Below are 16,269 nucleotides of genomic sequence, written 5' to 3' on the forward strand. Positions count from 1 at the left end.
TACGATGGATGGGGGCGCACAAAGGGGCGCCCCCGCTTTGCATGGGGTTACGATCGGGCCTTGCGTAGGGCAGCGGGGCTCTCCTGGAGCTCGGTGAGGTTCTTCCAGAAGCGCTTGGGCATGAACTGGCGGCGCAGCTCGGGGTTGTAGCGGGCATCCACCGACACTGAGCGGTAGAACGTGCGCCAGGCGTCGCTGAACAGCGCCTCGTCGGCGGTGGGGTTGGGGAGGATCCGGGCGAGATCGCCTTGGCCGGCGGTGGCCACGAGGTGCCAGTCGCCCCCGTCGTAGACGCCGGCCAGTTCATGCACCTCATCGTAGATGATGAAGGGCTGCACGCCGAGCCGTTCTACAAAGTGGTCCATGACCAGCGGCACCACCGATGCCTTGGGGTTCACCCGGGCGAACCACACCTCGGTGCTGGCCCCGCCGCCCTCGCCCTCGCCCCGCAGGTGCTGGAAACGGACGAACTGGCGCATATGCTCGCATTCCTGGCTGATGGAGCGGGAAATGCGGAAGAGCCGCTCTACGGCCGGATGGGTGATGTCGGACAGTGCGCGGCCCCGCATCTTGGGGCAGGGGCCCACACCGCCGCGCCCTTTGCAGGAGGCCCGTTTGCGGCAGTGCTCGCAGTTGCGGCGCTTCTGCTCGTCCATGGCGTAGCGCACGAAGCGGTAGGCGGCGGTGCCCGCATCGGGCTCGTCGGAGCAGCTGGCCTGCTTCACGGCATGGGCCGCTCGCCAGCCGCAGGCCCGCTTCACGCCGCGCAGCACGCGGGCCGCATGGCCCATGTTCGTGGGGATGGGCGCCACCCGCTGGCCCAGGCGGGGCTGGAGCCGGCTCTCGGGCACCACATCGGTCGGGTTCTCGCGGCGCTCGTAGGCGGCGAAGATGGCCGAGAGCAGCCCTTCCAAGGTGCCATCGTAAGCGTAGGCCACCTCGTCGTAGATAGCCTCCGGGCTCGCCGACGGGGTGGCCGGCCGGGGAGGGGAGCCCGCCCCGGCCGCGACGGCGGGAAGCGAATCTGCGGCAGGCCGGTGCGCGACGGTCGGCGAAGAGGTTGCGGGCGTGTCGTGGTCTGTGCGGTGCACGGTGCCCTCCTAGGCCACCGAGAGCAGCGGCTCGCGGGTGTCGTGGCCGTGCTCGGCGCTCTCCTGTGCCGCGCTTTCACGTCCAGGGCGGTACGCTTCTGCACCGAAGGCCTGTCGCCGTTCGCCTGCGGTGCCACCGCCCATCGCCGGGGCCGTCGTTGCCTGGGCCAGGGCACGGCGCTGGGCCTCGAAGGCGACATCGAGGGCGGCGCGGTTGGCGGGGCTCGCCTCGGGGAGCACCGGCGGAGCGTCCACCGCCTCGAAGAGGCTCATCTGGCCCTGCACGGCCCGGTCGGCACGGCGCCCGTGGCGGCCGCCCTCGATGGGGGCGGAAAGGCGCGCGTGCAGCGCATCGCGGGAGAAATCGATGCCGGAGCCCCCGTAGGCGCCGTTCATGGTGATGAAGTAGCGGGCCCGCTTGTAGGCGATGCCGAGCTTGCGCAACTCCGCCTCGCCCAGAGTGGACTGGCGCCGGGCCCGCAGGATGAGCCGCGCTCCGCGCACGCCGATGCCGGGTACGCGCAGCAGCGCCTCCAGGGGCGCGGTGTTCACCTCCACGGGGAAGAAGTCCAGGTGGTTCAGGGCCCAGTTGGCCTTCGGATCCACATCGGGGGCGAGGAAGGGGTTCTCCTCGTCGATGATCTCGCTTACGTCGAACCCGTAGTAGCGCAGCAGCCAATCGGCCTGGTACAGGCGGTGCTCGCGGTTCAGCTGCACGGCATCGGTGGCGGGCAGGAGCGGGTCGGCCACCACGGGCAGGTAGGCGCTGAAGAACACGCGCTTCAAGGACAGCTGGGTGTAGAGCGCCGCCGACAGGTTCAGGATCTGGTAGTCGCTCTCCGGGGTGGCACCGACGATCATCTGGGTGGACTGGCCCGCCGGGGCGAAGGCCCGCGTCTTGCGGGCGGTCTTCTTCTGGAGGTACACCGTGGTGCGGCGCTGGGCGAGGGCGCGGGATTCCTTGTCTTCGGCCACCGATTCGTAGATGTGCCGCATGGGGCGCAGGATGGAATGACGCGATTTGTTGGGGGCCAGAAGCCCCAGGCTCTGCTTGCTCGGCAGTTCCAGGTTCACCGAGAGGCGGTCGGACAGACGGCCCAGCTCGTCGATGAGCTCCAAAGACGTGCCGGGGATGGTCTTGGTGTGGATGTAGCCGCGAAAGCCGTACTCATCCCGCAGGATGCGCAGGGCCTCTATCATGAGCTCGGTGGTGCGGTCGGGGCAGCCGGCCACCCCCGAGGAGAGGAAGAGCCCCTCGATGTAGTTGCGGCGGTAGAACCCGATGGTGAGATCGGCCAGCTCGCGCGGGGTGAAGGCCGTGCGCGCGACCGCGGCGTTGCTGGCGCGGTTCACGCAGTAGGCGCAGTCGTAGACGCAGGCGTTGGTCATGAGCACCTTCAGCAGCGTGACGCAGCGCCCGTCGGGCGTGAAGGAATGGCAGCAGCCTGCCTGGTGCGCCGCGCCCAGCTGCCCCTTCTTCCCCGAGCGCTGCACGCCGGAGGAGGTGCAGGCCACGTCGTACTTCGCCGCATCGGCCAGCACTTCCAGCTTCTCGATGACGTTCACCGCGTTACCCCTTCCAGCCGACGGCACCTCATAAGCACACCTGTTCGCACGAATGAATGTACGCTATAATAACCGAATAAATGTTCGGGTGTCAACTGCTCTCCCGTTGACCGGATGAGGCGCTCCATGGGTTTTCGGCATGAGGGCGGCACGGTCTTCGGAGGTGGTTCAATGGGTCACGACAGGGAAAAAATATTATACTTTGAAGTATTATACTTTAGAGTATAATACTATGTAACCATGGCAGAGTTGCAGGAAGGAGCGCCATTATGGGCCCGTTCGTCGATCGCGTTGAGGAGCTTGCCACGCTGGAAGAGCAGTACGCCGAATCCCAGGCTGCCCTGGTAGTCATCTACGGTCGCCGCCGCGTCGGGAAGACGGCGCTCATCACGGAGTTCGTCCGCGACAAGCGTGCCCTGTACTTTTTGGCCACCGAGGAATCGGAGGAGCAGAACCGGGTGGCCTTTCAAAAGCAGGTGGCTGCGCTCACAGGCGACAATTTGCTCGGCCAGGTATCCGTCGACAACTGGGACATTCTCTTTGACCGCTTGACGCAAAGCGGTGAACGCCTCGTCATCGCGCTAGACGAGTTCCAATACCTCGGCAAGGCGAACCCGGCGTTCCCCTCTGTCTTTCAGCGCCTGTGGGATACGATGCTCAGCAAACGCAACGTGATGATCATCCTCTGCGGCTCGCTTGTTTCGCTTATGGAAAGCCAGGTCCTCTCCTATAGCAGCCCTCTGTACGGAAGGCGTACGGCGCAGATTCGCATGCGGCAGATACCCTTCCGGTTCTACGGGGATTTCTTTCCCGCTAAAACGGGGTATCGCGAGTTGGTCGAGCTGTACAGCGTTACCGGCGGCGTTCCCAAGTACATCGAGAGCTTCAAGGACACCGGGGATGTGTATCGCGGCATTGAGAGAAGCGTCCTGAATTCCAACAGCTATCTGTACGACGAGCCGAACTTCCTTTTATCGAAGGAAGTGAGCGAGGTGGGAACCTATTTCTCCATTTTGCGGGCAGTGGCGGCGGGAAACCGCAAAAGCGGCCAGATCGCGGCGGCGTTGAACGTGAAGCAGACGGGATTGTCGAAGTACCTGAAGGTGCTCGAGGGGCTCGACGTGCTGGACCGCACGGTGCCGGTGACGGAGGCGAATCCCGAGAAGAGTAAGAAGGGCCTTTATCGCATCAAGGACAATTATCTCAGGTTCTGGTTCCGCTTCGTCTTTCCCCAGATGGGGCTTTTGGAAACGGGGCACCGGGCGGAAGCGCTCAAAACGATCAAGTGGAACTTCATTGACGGACAAGTCTCCTATGTGTACGAGGACGTGTGCCGCGACCGTCTGTGGGATGCGGGCGCGGGAGGGGCGCTGTCCTTCATGCCTGAGCGCGTGGGTGCTTGGTGGGGTGCGCGCGATGTCGAGCTGGATGTCGTGGGGTTGAGCGTGGATGCGGGGCGGGCAGCATTCGGCGAGTGCAAGTTCTGGTCGAAGCCCGTGGGGGCCAATGTTTTGGCTCACTTGGAAGAACAGGTGCAAAAGGCATTGAGCGACCCGGCTTTTCAACGTTTTGGGAAGGCTCCGGTATACGTCCTCTTCAGCGTGAGCGGCTTCTCCGACGACCTGCGCGCCCTGGCACGCACGCGCGAGGACGTGCTGCTGCTCGAATAACCCCAAAAAAGTTCCGGAGCCACTCGCTGTCCGCGATAGTTTTCACCAGTTCGGCAGGGTGGGACGCTCGAATGGGGTATCATAGGTGCACAAGAAAATATGAGGGATTCCCTCGTGGATGAAAGGGCGGTCATGGAGGCTTACAAGCGCGAGTTCATCGAGTTCATGGTTCAAAGCGACGTGCTGAAGTTCGGCGACTTCACGTTGAAGAGCGGGCGCAAGTCGCCGTTTTTCATGAACGCGGGGGCCTATGTGACCGGCGAGCAGCTGCACCGGCTGGGCCTGTACTACGCCCAGGCCATCAACGACAATTTCGGGCTCGACTTCGACGTGGTGTTCGGGCCGGCCTACAAGGGCATTCCCCTAGCCGTGGTCACCGCCATGGCGCTGCAGGAGCTGTACGGCAAGGAAGTGAAGTACTGCTGCAACCGCAAGGAAGTGAAGGACCACGGGGCCGATGCGGGCAACCTGCTCGGCGCCGAGCTGCATGATGGCGATAAGGTCATCATGGTGGAGGACGTGACCACCTCGGGCAAGTCCATCGACGAGACCTATCCCATCGTGACGGGCGCGGCCAATGTTGCCGTGCAGGGGCTCATCGTGTCGCTCAACCGCATGGAGGTGGGAAAGGGCGGCGTGACCACGGCCCAGAAGGAGATCGAGGCGAAGTACGGCTTCCCGGTGGCCTCCATCGTGTCCATGGCCGAGGTGAAGGAATGCCTGCACAACCGCGAGGTGGCCGGCCGCGTGGTCATCGACGACGATATCGCCGCCGCCATCGACGCCTACTACGAGCAGTGGGGCGCCAAGGAGTAGCCGCTTCTGGGCGCGGGGCGGCGATCTTCCATGCCGGCGGTGCCGTTGCGCCGTTGTGACTTTCCTAAATGGAAAGCTTGTCGTACAATAAGCGGATGCGGCGTCATCTTCGGGGAGGGAGAGGTGCCGCATGCACGGCGCCAGTGTGGCTCAACGGTAGAGCAACTGATTTGTAATCAGTGGGTTGCGGGTTCGATTCCTGTCACTGGCTCCATAATCATAGACAGGCCATCGTTGGTTTTCCAGCGGTGGCCTGTTTGGCTTTCAAGGCGGGGCCTCCGTCGTGCTAGAATGGCCCCTGAACCACAGAGACGGAAGGACCGCCCGTTTATGCAGACCTATGTTGCCCACTACCAGTCACCCAAGGGATCCCACGACCGCGAGCGCGGTCTCTTCGAATTCCAAAGCGAGGCGCGGGCCGGCACCAAGGCCAATGCCCACGACGCACGGCTGAAGATGCTGGAGCTGTTCGGGGCCGGCGCGGTGTCCTGGACCATCGAGAAAGTGGAGCGCAAGGCCGCGGCCCCGGCCGAGAAGCAGGAGAAGACCACCGACGGCCAGATGGCGCTGGATTTCCGTCCCCCCAAGCCCGAGCGCAAGCGAAAGCACTCCAAGGGGTACTGGTAGGCAGTTAAAAGGAGCATCGTTTATGAAGAAGAAGCAGATCAAGTTCTTGAAGCAGCTGGTGGAGACCCCCTCTCCGACCGGCTTCGAGGAACCGGTGGCGGCGCTGGTGCGCGAGCGGCTGGGGGAGGTGGCCGACGAGGTGTCCACCGATACCATGGGCAGCGTGGCCGCAGTGCTTTCCGGCACCGACGAGGCCGCGCCCTCGCTCATGCTGGCGGCCCACATGGACGAGATCGGCCTCATGGTCACCTACATCTCTCCGGAGGGCTTCCTGTCGGTGGCTTCCCTCGGCGGCGTGGACGCGGCCATTCTGCCCGGCATGCGCGTGGACGTGCACACGGCGAGCGGCGTGCTGCGCGGTGTCGTGGGCCGCAAGCCCATCCACCTCATCGAGCCCGACGAGCGCAAGAACGTCACGCCCCTTTCGGGCCTCGTGATCGATCTGGGCATGAAGGCCAAGCGCGTGCGGAAGCTCGTGGCCGTGGGCGATCCCATCACCTTCGGCGTGGGCTTCGAGCGCTTCGGCGACGACATGGCCGTCTCCAAGTGCTTCGACGACAAGTGCGGCGTGTGGGTGGCCTGCCGCGTCATGGAGAAGCTGGCCGAGGCCGGTCGCGCGGCGGGCGATTTTGTCGCCGTGGCCACCACCCAGGAGGAGATCGGCACCCGCGGCGCGCAGACGAGTGCCCATGCCGTGAACCCCGACGTGGCCCTGGCCTTCGACGTGACCCACGCCACCGACTACCCGGGCATCGACGCCACCAAGTACGGCAAGATCGTCTGCGGCGGCGGCCCGGTCATCGCCCGCGGCCCGAACATCAACCCGGTGGTCTTCGAGCGCTTGGTGGCCGCGGCCAAGGCCGAGGGCATTCCCTACCAGCTGGAGGCCGAGCCGAGTGTGACCGGCACCGACGCCCGGGCCATCCAGGTCACGCGTGCCGGCATTCCCACGGGCCTCATCTCGGTGCCGCTGCGCTACATGCACACGCCCACCGAGGTGGTGTGCCTGGCCGACCTGGACGCCACGGTGCGCCTCATCACCCGCTTCGCCCGCGATCTTACCTCCGAGGTCAGCTTCGTGCCGGGCATGGGCGGCGCCATCGCCGGCGGTGAGGCGGATGCCGAGGCAGCGGGGGAGGAGTAGCACCGTGCCCAAGCGCGACGAGAAGACCATCGCGAAGAACCGCCGGGCCCTTCACGACTACGAGATTTTGGAGACCTACGAGGCGGGCATCGAGCTGACGGGCACCGAGGTGCGCTCCCTGCGCGAGAACAACTGCCAGCTCACCGACTGCTTCGCCCTCATCCGCAACGGCGAGGTGTGGCTGAACAACGTGCACATCCCGCCCTACGCCAACGGGTCCATCTTCAACCCCGATCCCGACCGCAAGCGCCGGCTTCTGCTGCACAAGAAGCAGATCCGCTACCTGGACGGGAAGGTGGTCGAGAAGGGTCTGGCCATCGTGCCGTTGAAGATGTACTTCAACACCGACGGCCGGGTGAAGGTGGAGCTGGCTCTGGCCCGGGGCAAGAAGCTCTACGACAAGCGGGCGAGCATGAAGGAACGGGACGCCAAGCGCGAGATCGACCGTGCCATGAAAGAGCGTTCACGTTAGGGAAACGAAACCGCGCCGTCTGGGCGAGACGGGCGGCAGGATGACATCATGGGTGTGCGGCCGCCGCAGCGGCCCTGAAGGACGGACACGATAAAAGGAGTGCTGCCATGGGTCTGGACGAAGAGCTGGAGAGCATGGAAGAGCTCGGCGAGACCGATGCCGAGTGGACCGACCAGGAAACCGAGCTTGAGGACGTGGAAAGCGACGAGGACGAGATCTTCGGCGAAGATGCGGCGGAAAGCGATGTGGAGCACGCCTACGACAGCTTCATGACCGACAACGAGGCCGACTACGACGGCTGGGACGAGGACGAAGTGGAGCGGGCCGTGCAGGACGAGGAGGACGCCGACGTGCTGCACTCCGAGGGCTACCACATTGAAGAGGTGCCCGAAGAGGAGAGCGAGATCATCGAGATGGAGATCGAGGACGGTGACGTGCACGCGGTCATCGTGGACGAGTTCGACAACGAGATCGGCTTCATCCTGCTGGACGAGGACGGCAACGAGGTGGAGTACTACTACGTCGACGAGGACAACGACAGCGACGGCGTGCGCGTGGAGCGCACCTCCGGCGGCGACGAGTTCGATCTGGGCATCAGCCGCGAGGGCGTGGCGGCGGCCACCAAGGATGTGAACGCCATCTACAAGGACGGCGTGGCCGTGGCCGCGGAGCTGAAGGGCACCTTCGACGAGATCGCCGACTCCCTGAGCTTCCTCAAGAAGAAAAAGTAACGGCGACGCCGCGCTGTCAAAACGGCAACCAAGGGACCGGCCGCCCGCTCAGGGCGCCGTGGGGCCCTACCATGGACGGGAGCGATCGGACTGGTCGCTCCCGTTTCGTCGTTAGGAGATCATCATGTGCACGGGCGTTCGCTTCGCTGACAGCAAGGGCAATCTGTACTTCGGCCGCAACCTGGATTGGTGCGAGCACTACGGGGAGGGCGTGGTCATCACCCCGCGGGGTGCCCGCATCCCCTCGCCGTTTCTGGGCACCATCGAGCCGAAGCATGCCTGCATCGGCATGGCCATCATCGAGGCGGGGGCGCCTCTGTACTTCGACTGCGCCAACGAGGCGGGCCTGGCCGTGGCGGGACTGAACTTCCCCGGCTACGCGGTGTTCGCCCCCGAGCCCGTGGAGGGCACCGTGAACCTGGCCGCCTACGAGGTGCCCCTGTGGATCGCCTCCCAGTTCGCCACCGTGGCCGAGGTGCGCGCGGCCCTGGACGGCGTGACCATCGTGAACAAAGCCGTGAACGATCTGTGGGCCGTCTCGCCTTTGCACTGGATCGTGGGCGACGGGGCCGAGTCCCTCATCATCGAGTGCGAGGCCGACGGCATGCACGTCTACGACAACGGCCTGGACGTGCTGACCAACCAGCCGCCCTTCCCCTGGCACGCCGAGAACGTGCGCAACTATATGCACGTGAGCTGCGAGCATCCCGAGCCCGTCACCTGGACCCGCGACACTTTGAAGGCCTTCGGCACCGGTGCCGGCATGGCGGGCTTCCCCGGCGGCTACGACCCGGCCAGCCGCTTTGTGCGGGCCGCCTTCCTGAATGCGAACTACCCGGCCGAGGAAGGGGAGGCCGCCAACGTGACGCGCCTGTTCCGCACGCTGGAGGGGGCCTCCATGTGCAAGGGCGGGGCGAAGATGACCGACGGCCGCTACGAGTACACCCTGTTCTCCGACGGCTTCTCCTCGGCGACGCGCACCTACTACTGGTGCACCTACGAGGAGCCGGCGCGCCAGAGCGCGTGCATGGACGACTACGACCTGGACGGCGCCGAGCTGCTGCGCGTGGCCGCGGCCTAGGGCTGTGGAACCGCGCCCTTGACAGCGGGGCCGGGGCGGCTACAATAAACCGATACCCTTATTGGGGGCGACTGGTTTCGACATGGTAAGTCCGAAACGAGGAGCAGGTCGTGGTCTCCTCGCCACGTAAAACAGGGGTACCGTCAAGTTAATTGGCAAAAACACTGCTAAGACCGGCTACTACATGCCGGCCGCCATGGCTGCCTAACAGCAACCTGGTGATCGCCGACCCCGGTGTTTCCCCGAACCGGGCAAGGCGTCAACTTGAGGGGAATGCTCCCGGGCACGTAGCCGGTATGGCCCGGGAAAAGAGAGAACCGACTAGGAGCGGCCACGTTGGTTGGCGAACCGATCCGCTCCGAACCCCGATCGCCAACTAAGCTTGTAGAGCCTCGTGGACGATTTAGTATGGACCGGAGTTCGATTCTCCGCGCCTCCACCAATCGACACCGCCCCTCTGACTGGTAACCTGCCTGGTCAGAGGGGCTTTTTCTTTGATGGGTTGCAGTGGTGCCGCCGGAGGGCGGCCCCCTGTTGGCCAGAGGCGACCAGGGGTTTCTCGCGTTTCCTCACGGGCGTTAGCCAATAATTAACCAATAGACCGACCGAAAGCGGGAAGGGCGACGGCCCTCTTCCAAAATCTTAATAAAAACAGTCATATTCAGGGGAAACGTCTGAATCTCGCGTAAGTCTTGTGGACGGGTCGCGGAGAATGACCCCTGTGCGGGCTTTGAGGGGTGCTCCTGTGTGAAAGTGGCACCATGGCCGCGGGTGCGGAGCCGAACGGGCGGGGAGTGTCGTATAATAGGGCGAAACTCGCTGAGATCGGAGCGCCGGGCAGGCGGCCCTCCGTTGACGAACGACATCCATGGAAGCGCGATATGGCTCAGAATAAACAGGGACATCACGGTAAGAAGGACGGTGCGGCCAAGCCCAAGCGCGGCCGCGAGTTCCGCATCCCCTCGGGGGCGCCCCGGGCTGCCGGTTCTCCGGGCGCTGCGGCCCCGGGCGGGGGAGCGCTCTCGGCAACGGGGGGCATCGCCCCGCTGCGCGACCAGGGCCCCGCATCTACTGGAGCCCACGCTCCGGTGACCTCCGCCGCTCCCGGCTCCACTGGCGCCCACGGTCCCGTGCCGGCCGCCTCTCCGGCCTCCACCGGATCCGTGCCCGTGATGCGCCCCGATTCCGCCGGATCCACGGTGCCCGTGCGCACTGGCTCCACGGGGGCCATGGCGCCAGTGCGCCCTGCCTCCACCGGATCGATGCCGCCGGTGCCCCCGCAGGGGCCCGAGCCGGCTTCCCCCTTCGCCGGGGGGTACGTGCCCAGCTACCAGGCGAGCCCCGTGCCGCCGGAGGAGAAGCGTCACCGCGGCCTCAAGATCTTCGGCATCACCGTGGGCATCATCCTCGGCGTGCTCGCCATCGTGTACCTCGCGGGCGCCTTCATCTTCATGGGGCGCTTCTTCCCCAACAGCTCTATCATCGACATGGACATCTCGGGCAAGACTCCTGAGGAAGTGCACCAGATGCTCGACGGGGTGCTCGGCGACTACACCTTCAAGGTGGAGGGCCATGGCCTGAGTCTCACCCTGTCCGCTGCCGACATGGGCATGTCCCTGGACAGCCAGTCCATCGCCGACGGCCTCCTGTCCGAGATGAACCCCTGGGCCTGGCCCTACGAGGTGTTCCAGAACCACGACGACACCGATGATTTGGTATCCACCTTCGAGGAGACCAAGCTCGCCGACACCATCCACGCCGCCGTGGAGGAGGCCAACGCCCGCGGCACGGCCCCCAAGAACGCCATGGTGGCCTACGATGCCGCCGAGCACGCCTTCGTCGTGGTGCCCGAGGAGGAGGGCAACACCCTGCTCGCCGACAAGGTCATGGACGAGGTGGCCCGCGGCACGGTGAACTTCGCCCCGAAGGTGACTTTGAGCGACGCGGTGCTTGCCCGGCCCGAGGTGCTCTCGAGCGATCCGGCCCTGGCCGCTGCCCGCGACGAGGCAAACAAGTACGTCTCGGCCCCTGTGAGCGTGACCATGGAGGGCACCGAGCGGCTGGCCATCGATGCCGATGCCATCGCGGCCCACATCACCATCGGCGACGACCTGTCCGTCACCTACGATCCTGAGCCTTTGGTGGCCATGGTGAAGGAGCAGGTGAACGCCATGGACACCACGGGCGCCGAGCGCGCCTATGCCCGTCCCGACGGCAAGCAGATCGTGGTGAAGGGCGGCGACTACGGCTGGATCACCGACAGCGAGGCCACGGCCGAGGCGGTGCGCGAGGCGCTCGTGAACGCTGTGGGCGGTCCCATCGAGATCACCATGAAGCAGCGGGCGGCCCAGGCCCCGGACCAGTACGGTCGCGATTTCGGCGCCCGCTACATCGACGTGGACCTGACCGAGCAGTACGCCCGCTTCTACGACAGCGACGGCTCCATCCTGTGGGAGAGCGACATCGTCTCGGGCAAGCCGGCCGACGGTCGGGCCACTCCCGAGGGCACTTACTATATCAAGACCAACGACGGGAAGTCGGTGCTGCGCGGCTACAAGCCGGACGGCACGAAGGACTACGAGACCGAGGTGGCCTACTGGATGCCCTTTAAGGACAACTCCATCGGCTTCCACGATGCCGGCTGGCAGGCCCAGTTCGGCGGCGATTGGTACCTGGAGCACGGCAGCCACGGCTGCATCAACCTGCCCCCCGAGAAGGCCGAGGAGCTCCACGGACTCCTCTCCGTCGGCGACGTCGTCGTTGTCCACAGCTAGGGTACCCGTGCTTTCCATCCAGGACCGCCCCCTCGTGGGCGACGGCTACGACAACCGCCCCATCGGCGTGTTCGATTCCGGCTACGGCGGCCTGACCGTGGCTCGGGAGCTCCAGCGGCGCTTGCCCGAGGAGAGCATCGTCTACTTCGGCGACTCGGCTCGGTGCCCCTACGGGCCGCGGGACCAGGCGGAAGTGGACCGCTTCGTCCAGCAGATCTGCACCTGGCTTCTAGGTCAGGACGTGAAGATGATCGTCATCGCCTGCAACACCGCTACCGCCGCCGGGCTCTCCCATGCCCAGCGGGTCTTCGACGTGCCCGTGGTGGGCGTGGTGGAGCCGGGGGCGCGGGCGGCGGCCCACACCACCATGAACCGTCGGGTGGGGGTCATCGCCACCAAGGGCACCGTGGACTCCAACGCTTACTCCGAGGCCATCCGCCACATCGACGCCGGCATCACGGTGTTCTCCACGGCCACGCCGCGCTTCGTGGAAATAGCCGAGATGGGTCTGAAGCTGGCCGACGGCCCCATCGAGGACTATCTGTCCGGCGCCGCGAAGGTCTACATCCGTCCCGAGTTCGAGGAGATCGCCCGGGAGTACCTAGAGCCTTTGCGCCGCTGCGGGATCGACACCCTCGTGCTCGGGTGCACCCATTACCCGCTGCTGAAGGCCCTCATCGGCGGGGTCGTGGGCCGACCGGTCACCCTGGTCTCCTCGGCCGAGGAGACGGCCCGGGACGTGGACCACATCCTGCGCCGCCGCAGCAGCTTCGCCGAGCCGGGCAACGCGCCCACGGCCGCCTTCTTCACCACCGGCGCCGACACCGCCGAGTTCCGCCGCTTCGGCGGCCGGGTGCTCTCGCGCCCCATGGACGTGGTGGAGCACGTCGATCTGCCCGAGCTGGTCGTTTCGTAGCATCGGATCGGGGTTTTCGGGATCCCTCCTCCGCCGTGCTCGCTTGTCGGTTCCGATGACTCCGTGCGGTATACTTTGCCGAACGCATTGAGAAGAGCCCGAGAGAGGAAGCCCTATGAAGACCGTCGTCATCGCCACTAACAACGCCCACAAGGTATCCGAGATCCGCTCGGCCCTGAATTTCGAGGGCTGGGAGTTCGAGACCCTGGCCGAGGCCGGCCTGGTCTCCGATCCGGTGGAGGATGCCGACAGCTTCGAGGGGAACGCCCGCATCAAGGCCCGGGCTGCGGCCGAGGCCGCCCGCGCTGCCGGCCTGACGGTGGCCGTGCTCGCCGACGACTCGGGTCTGGCCGTGGATGCCCTGGACGGCGCCCCGGGGGTGTATTCGTCCCGCTATGCCGGTGCCGACGGCGATGATGCGGCCAACAATGCCAAGCTTTTGGCCGAGCTGGCCGCTGTTCCCGACGGAGAGCGGGCGGCTCGCTTCGTGTGCACCCTCGTGTTCATGGACGAGGACGGCGTCGAGACCGTGGCCCGGGGCACCATCGAGGGGACCATCGGCCGCGAAGAGCGGGGGAGCGAGGGCTTCGGCTACGACCCGCTGTTCATCCCCGATGCCTTCGGGGGCGGCCTCACTCTGGCCGAGGTGCCCCAGGCTCGCAAGAACGCCGTTTCCCACCGCGGCAACGCGCTGCGGGCCCTGCGTGACTCCCTGGCATCGGCCCGCTAGGCCGCCGGCGCGGGGCGGTTCCGGCGCGCCCCCTCGCCGCGGTGGCTCCATCGGTTCCGTCCGCGTTGCCGCGAGGTCTGCCAGGGCGGCAGGGGAGCACGGTGCCTGCGCCCGTGCACGAGCGTTCGCGGAAATCTGACAAAGCGCTCTTGACTTGTAGTCTACTCCATATGGTCTAATTGACGTGTAGTCTGTACGGGACGATTGGTGCAGCCCCGCTCGAAAGGGACCGAATGAAGATCGCGGAAGTTAGCAAGCGCTACGGTGTTTCCACCGATACGCTGCGCTATTACGAGCGCATCGGCCTGTTGCGCCACGTTCCGCGCAATAGGAGCGGTATCCGCGACTACGACGAGGCCAGCTGCAACGCCGTGGAGTTCGTCAAGTGCATGCGCGACGCCGGCATGTCCATCGAGTCCCTCGTCGAGTACATGGAGCTCATCGAGCAGGGAGACGAGACTCGGGCTGCCCGTAAGGAACTGCTCGCTCGCCAGAGCATCGCTATCCGCGAGCGCATCGCCGATCTGGAGCGGGCCCTTGAGCGCCTGGAGTACAAAATCGACCACTACGACGATATTATGGCCGACAGCGAACGGGCCCTTCGTCCCGAAGAGTAGCCGTCGACCATTCCTCGCTTTCCCAAAGGCCCTTGCGAATCTTCCGTGGGCTTTTTTCTTTTCGCAATCCATGGAGCCAACTCCAAGATTTATCATGCAGAGAACGAGAACCGACCGAGGGAGGGCCCGTGGGCTGCGACCATCATGAGAGCGGAGAGGGGCTGGGCGCCTTTGCCCGCCCCGATTACGACCGGGCCGCCCGCCAGGGGGCCGGCGAGGTGATCTACGGCGAGGGGAAGACCGCCGAGCAGGTCGTCGCCATCGCCGCGGCCCTGCTGGAGGCGGGGCAGCCCCGGGTGCTGACCACCCGGGTTGACGACGGGAAGGCCGCGGCGGTCAAGGCTTTGTGGGCCGAGCGAGGCCGCGCGGCCTCAGTGGCCGGTGCGGGTGCCACCCTCGCGGCCACCCTGCGGGCCCGTCCAGTGCCCCTGGTCTTCCACCGTGAGGCCCGCCTGCTCGTGTTCGGCGAGCTGGGCGCCCCCGACGGCGACGGGGTGGTGGCCGTGGTGGCGGCCGGCACGAGCGATCTGCCCGTGGCCGAGGAGGCGGCGCTGACCGCCGAGTTCCTCGGCAACGAGGTGCTGCGCTGCTACGACGTGGGGGTGGCGGGGTTGCACCGGCTGCTGGATGTGGCCGACGATCTGCGCCGGGCCCGGGCCATCGTGGCCGTGGCCGGCATGGAGGGGGCCCTGGCCAGCGTGGTGGGGGGCTTGGTGGACTGCCCGGTCATCGCCGTGCCCACCTCCGTGGGCTACGGGGCCTCCTTCGGCGGCATCGCGGCCCTGCTCGCCATGTTGAACTCCTGCGCGAGCGGGGTGTCGGTGGTGAACATCGACAACGGCTTCGGCGCCGCCTTCCAGGCGAGCGCCATCAACCATCTGAACACGCGCGGCGCGGCCGCGGGAAGGTAGGAGCCATGGGCTCGTTGCTCTATCTGGAATGCACCTCGGGCATCAGCGGCGACATGTGCGCCGCGGCCCTGTTGGACGTTGGCGCCAGCGAGGAGGCCGTGCGCCGGGCCCTGGACAGCCTAGCGGTGGAGGGCTTCACCGTGGAGATCAGCCGCGTGGTGAAGTCGGGCCTGGATGTGTGCGATTTCTCCGTGGTGTTGGACGAGGCCCACGAGAACCACGACCACGACATGGCCTATCTCCACGGAGCTGGGGAAGAGGGCGCCCGCTCCCACGGGGAAGATCATCCGCACGGTCACGGACACGACCATCCGCACGGCCATGCCCACGGGCACTCCTGCGACCACGGGCATGACCATTCGCACGCGCACTTCCATGGGCGCGATCATGCCCATTCCCACTCCCATGAGCATCGGGGGCTTGCCGAGATCGAGGCCCTCATCGACGGGGCGGCCATGACCGACGGGGCCCGGGCCATCGCCAAGAACATCTTCGGAATCGTGGCCGACGCCGAGGCCCGGGCCCATGGGGTGCCCCGGGAGGCGGTGCACTTCCACGAGGTGGGGGCCGTGGACTCCATCGCCGACATCGTGGCCATCGCCGTGGCCGTGGACGATCTGGCCCCCGACGGCGTGGTGGTGACCGATCTGCCCTGCGGCCGGGGCACCGTGCGCTGTCAGCACGGGCTCATCCCGGTGCCGGCCCCGGCCACGGCCTTCATCGCCGAGGCTTGCGGGCTGCCCCTCACCCCCGTGGCCGCAGACGGCGAGCTCGTCACGCCCACAGGCGCTGCCGTGGCCGGGGCCCTGCGCACCCAGGACGCCCTGCCGGAGCGCTTCGCCATCACCCGCATCGGCATGGGCGCGGGCAAGCGCGCCTACGACACCCCGGGCATTCTGCGGGCCATGCTGATAGAACCGCTCGCGTAATTCCCTTTGCTTTAGCACTCTACTGTGATAAAGTAACGGAAGCGCCCGGGGCGGTGTTCCCTGGCGATAATTCGCCTTTGGCCCCGCGCGGCCCGCGCTGCGGGCGCGAAGGCGGATAATATGAGAACTTCCGTAAGCAAAGGCCCACGAGTGGCGCTGCGGCCCAGGTGGCCGTCGCGCAGAGAGGGAGCGGT

The 16,269-nt window shown here is 66.1% G+C and carries 15 protein-coding genes, 1 tRNA gene and 1 other RNA gene; 15 read left to right on the forward strand and 2 right to left on the reverse strand.

Annotation, left to right across the window (positions count from 1 at the left end):
- Positions 1 to 47: 47 nt before the first annotated feature.
- Together ACTOXK_RS00225 and ACTOXK_RS00230 are read right to left on the reverse strand one after the other, a co-directional pair.
- Positions 48 to 1,091, reverse strand: a complete 1,044-nt coding sequence (locus ACTOXK_RS00225; protein WP_482277449.1) for a TIGR03915 family putative DNA repair protein — start codon at positions 1,089 to 1,091, stop codon at positions 48 to 50.
- A gap of 9 nt (positions 1,092 to 1,100) precedes the next feature.
- Complete coding sequence (locus tag ACTOXK_RS00230) at positions 1,101 to 2,657, reverse strand: putative DNA modification/repair radical SAM protein (RefSeq protein WP_482277448.1); 1,557 nt, start codon at positions 2,655 to 2,657, stop codon at positions 1,101 to 1,103.
- A 269-nt stretch (positions 2,658 to 2,926) separates the two neighbouring features.
- On the opposite strand from ACTOXK_RS00230, the gene ACTOXK_RS00235 reads away from it, so the two are divergent.
- From ACTOXK_RS00235 to larC, 15 genes are all read left to right on the forward strand, one after another.
- The gene (locus tag ACTOXK_RS00235) at positions 2,927 to 4,327 is read left to right on the forward strand and encodes an ATP-binding protein (protein ID WP_482277447.1); all 1,401 of its coding nucleotides are present in this window, start codon (positions 2,927 to 2,929) and stop codon (positions 4,325 to 4,327) included.
- A gap of 132 nt (positions 4,328 to 4,459) precedes the next feature.
- Positions 4,460 to 5,143, forward strand: a complete 684-nt coding sequence (pyrE, locus tag ACTOXK_RS00240; RefSeq protein ID WP_482277495.1) for an orotate phosphoribosyltransferase — start codon at positions 4,460 to 4,462, stop codon at positions 5,141 to 5,143.
- A 139-nt stretch (positions 5,144 to 5,282) separates the two neighbouring features.
- A tRNA-Thr gene (locus ACTOXK_RS00245) sits at positions 5,283 to 5,357 on the forward strand.
- A gap of 116 nt (positions 5,358 to 5,473) precedes the next feature.
- Positions 5,474 to 5,770, forward strand: coding sequence for a hypothetical protein (locus ACTOXK_RS00250; RefSeq protein WP_482277446.1), 297 nt, complete (start codon positions 5,474 to 5,476; stop codon positions 5,768 to 5,770).
- Between the two features lie 22 nt (positions 5,771 to 5,792).
- A complete protein-coding gene (locus ACTOXK_RS00255; RefSeq protein WP_482277445.1) occupies positions 5,793 to 6,914 on the forward strand; it encodes a M42 family metallopeptidase in 1,122 nt (373 codons plus the stop codon).
- A 4-nt stretch (positions 6,915 to 6,918) separates the two neighbouring features.
- A complete protein-coding gene (smpB, locus tag ACTOXK_RS00260; protein ID WP_482277444.1) occupies positions 6,919 to 7,386 on the forward strand; it encodes an SsrA-binding protein SmpB in 468 nt (155 codons plus the stop codon).
- A 107-nt stretch (positions 7,387 to 7,493) separates the two neighbouring features.
- Positions 7,494 to 8,117: a hypothetical protein gene (locus tag ACTOXK_RS00265; protein ID WP_482277443.1), complete on the forward strand. Its 624-nt coding sequence runs from the start codon at positions 7,494 to 7,496 to the stop codon at positions 8,115 to 8,117.
- 124 nt (positions 8,118 to 8,241) lie between these two features.
- A complete protein-coding gene (gene bsh, locus ACTOXK_RS00270) occupies positions 8,242 to 9,198 on the forward strand; it encodes a choloylglycine hydrolase (RefSeq protein ID WP_482277442.1) in 957 nt (318 codons plus the stop codon).
- A 63-nt stretch (positions 9,199 to 9,261) separates the two neighbouring features.
- Positions 9,262 to 9,640, forward strand: a transfer-messenger RNA (tmRNA) gene (ssrA, locus tag ACTOXK_RS00275).
- Positions 9,641 to 10,079: 439 nt separating this feature from the next.
- Entirely contained in the window at positions 10,080 to 11,972 is a 1,893-nt protein-coding gene (locus tag ACTOXK_RS00280; protein ID WP_482279810.1) for a L,D-transpeptidase family protein, read from the forward strand.
- 7 nt (positions 11,973 to 11,979) lie between these two features.
- Positions 11,980 to 12,888: a glutamate racemase gene (gene murI / locus ACTOXK_RS00285; RefSeq protein ID WP_482277440.1), complete on the forward strand. Its 909-nt coding sequence runs from the start codon at positions 11,980 to 11,982 to the stop codon at positions 12,886 to 12,888.
- 115 nt (positions 12,889 to 13,003) lie between these two features.
- The gene (gene rdgB / locus ACTOXK_RS00290; RefSeq protein WP_482277439.1) at positions 13,004 to 13,618 is read left to right on the forward strand and encodes an RdgB/HAM1 family non-canonical purine NTP pyrophosphatase; all 615 of its coding nucleotides are present in this window, start codon (positions 13,004 to 13,006) and stop codon (positions 13,616 to 13,618) included.
- Between the two features lie 233 nt (positions 13,619 to 13,851).
- Positions 13,852 to 14,235 (forward strand): MerR family transcriptional regulator, encoded by a 384-nt coding sequence (locus ACTOXK_RS00295; RefSeq protein ID WP_135971307.1) that lies wholly within the window; start codon positions 13,852 to 13,854, stop codon positions 14,233 to 14,235.
- A gap of 128 nt (positions 14,236 to 14,363) precedes the next feature.
- Positions 14,364 to 15,146, forward strand: a complete 783-nt coding sequence (gene larB, locus ACTOXK_RS00300; RefSeq protein ID WP_482277438.1) for a nickel pincer cofactor biosynthesis protein LarB — start codon at positions 14,364 to 14,366, stop codon at positions 15,144 to 15,146.
- A gap of 5 nt (positions 15,147 to 15,151) precedes the next feature.
- Positions 15,152 to 16,075, forward strand: a complete 924-nt coding sequence (gene larC, locus ACTOXK_RS00305; protein ID WP_482277437.1) for a nickel pincer cofactor biosynthesis protein LarC — start codon at positions 15,152 to 15,154, stop codon at positions 16,073 to 16,075.
- Positions 16,076 to 16,269 lie beyond the last annotated feature (194 nt).

This window comes from Adlercreutzia sp. (genome assembly GCF_056795635.1).

What these genes read in the sequence shown, in the direction of transcription:
- ACTOXK_RS00235 (WP_482277447.1), top strand. Translation starts at nt 2,927, where the DNA reads ATGGGCCCGTTCGTCGATCGCGTTGAGGAGCTTGCCACGCTGGAAGAG.
- pyrE (WP_482277495.1), top strand. Translation starts at nt 4,460, where the DNA reads ATGGAGGCTTACAAGCGCGAGTTCATCGAGTTCATGGTTCAAAGCGAC.
- ACTOXK_RS00250 (WP_482277446.1), top strand. Translation starts at nt 5,474, where the DNA reads ATGCAGACCTATGTTGCCCACTACCAGTCACCCAAGGGATCCCACGAC.
- ACTOXK_RS00255 (WP_482277445.1), top strand. Translation starts at nt 5,793, where the DNA reads ATGAAGAAGAAGCAGATCAAGTTCTTGAAGCAGCTGGTGGAGACCCCC.
- ACTOXK_RS00265 (WP_482277443.1), top strand. Translation starts at nt 7,494, where the DNA reads ATGGGTCTGGACGAAGAGCTGGAGAGCATGGAAGAGCTCGGCGAGACC.
- bsh (WP_482277442.1), top strand. Translation starts at nt 8,242, where the DNA reads ATGTGCACGGGCGTTCGCTTCGCTGACAGCAAGGGCAATCTGTACTTC.
- ACTOXK_RS00280 (WP_482279810.1), top strand. Translation starts at nt 10,080, where the DNA reads ATGGCTCAGAATAAACAGGGACATCACGGTAAGAAGGACGGTGCGGCC.
- rdgB (WP_482277439.1), top strand. Translation starts at nt 13,004, where the DNA reads ATGAAGACCGTCGTCATCGCCACTAACAACGCCCACAAGGTATCCGAG.
- ACTOXK_RS00295 (WP_135971307.1), top strand. Translation starts at nt 13,852, where the DNA reads ATGAAGATCGCGGAAGTTAGCAAGCGCTACGGTGTTTCCACCGATACG.
- larC (WP_482277437.1), top strand. Translation starts at nt 15,152, where the DNA reads ATGGGCTCGTTGCTCTATCTGGAATGCACCTCGGGCATCAGCGGCGAC.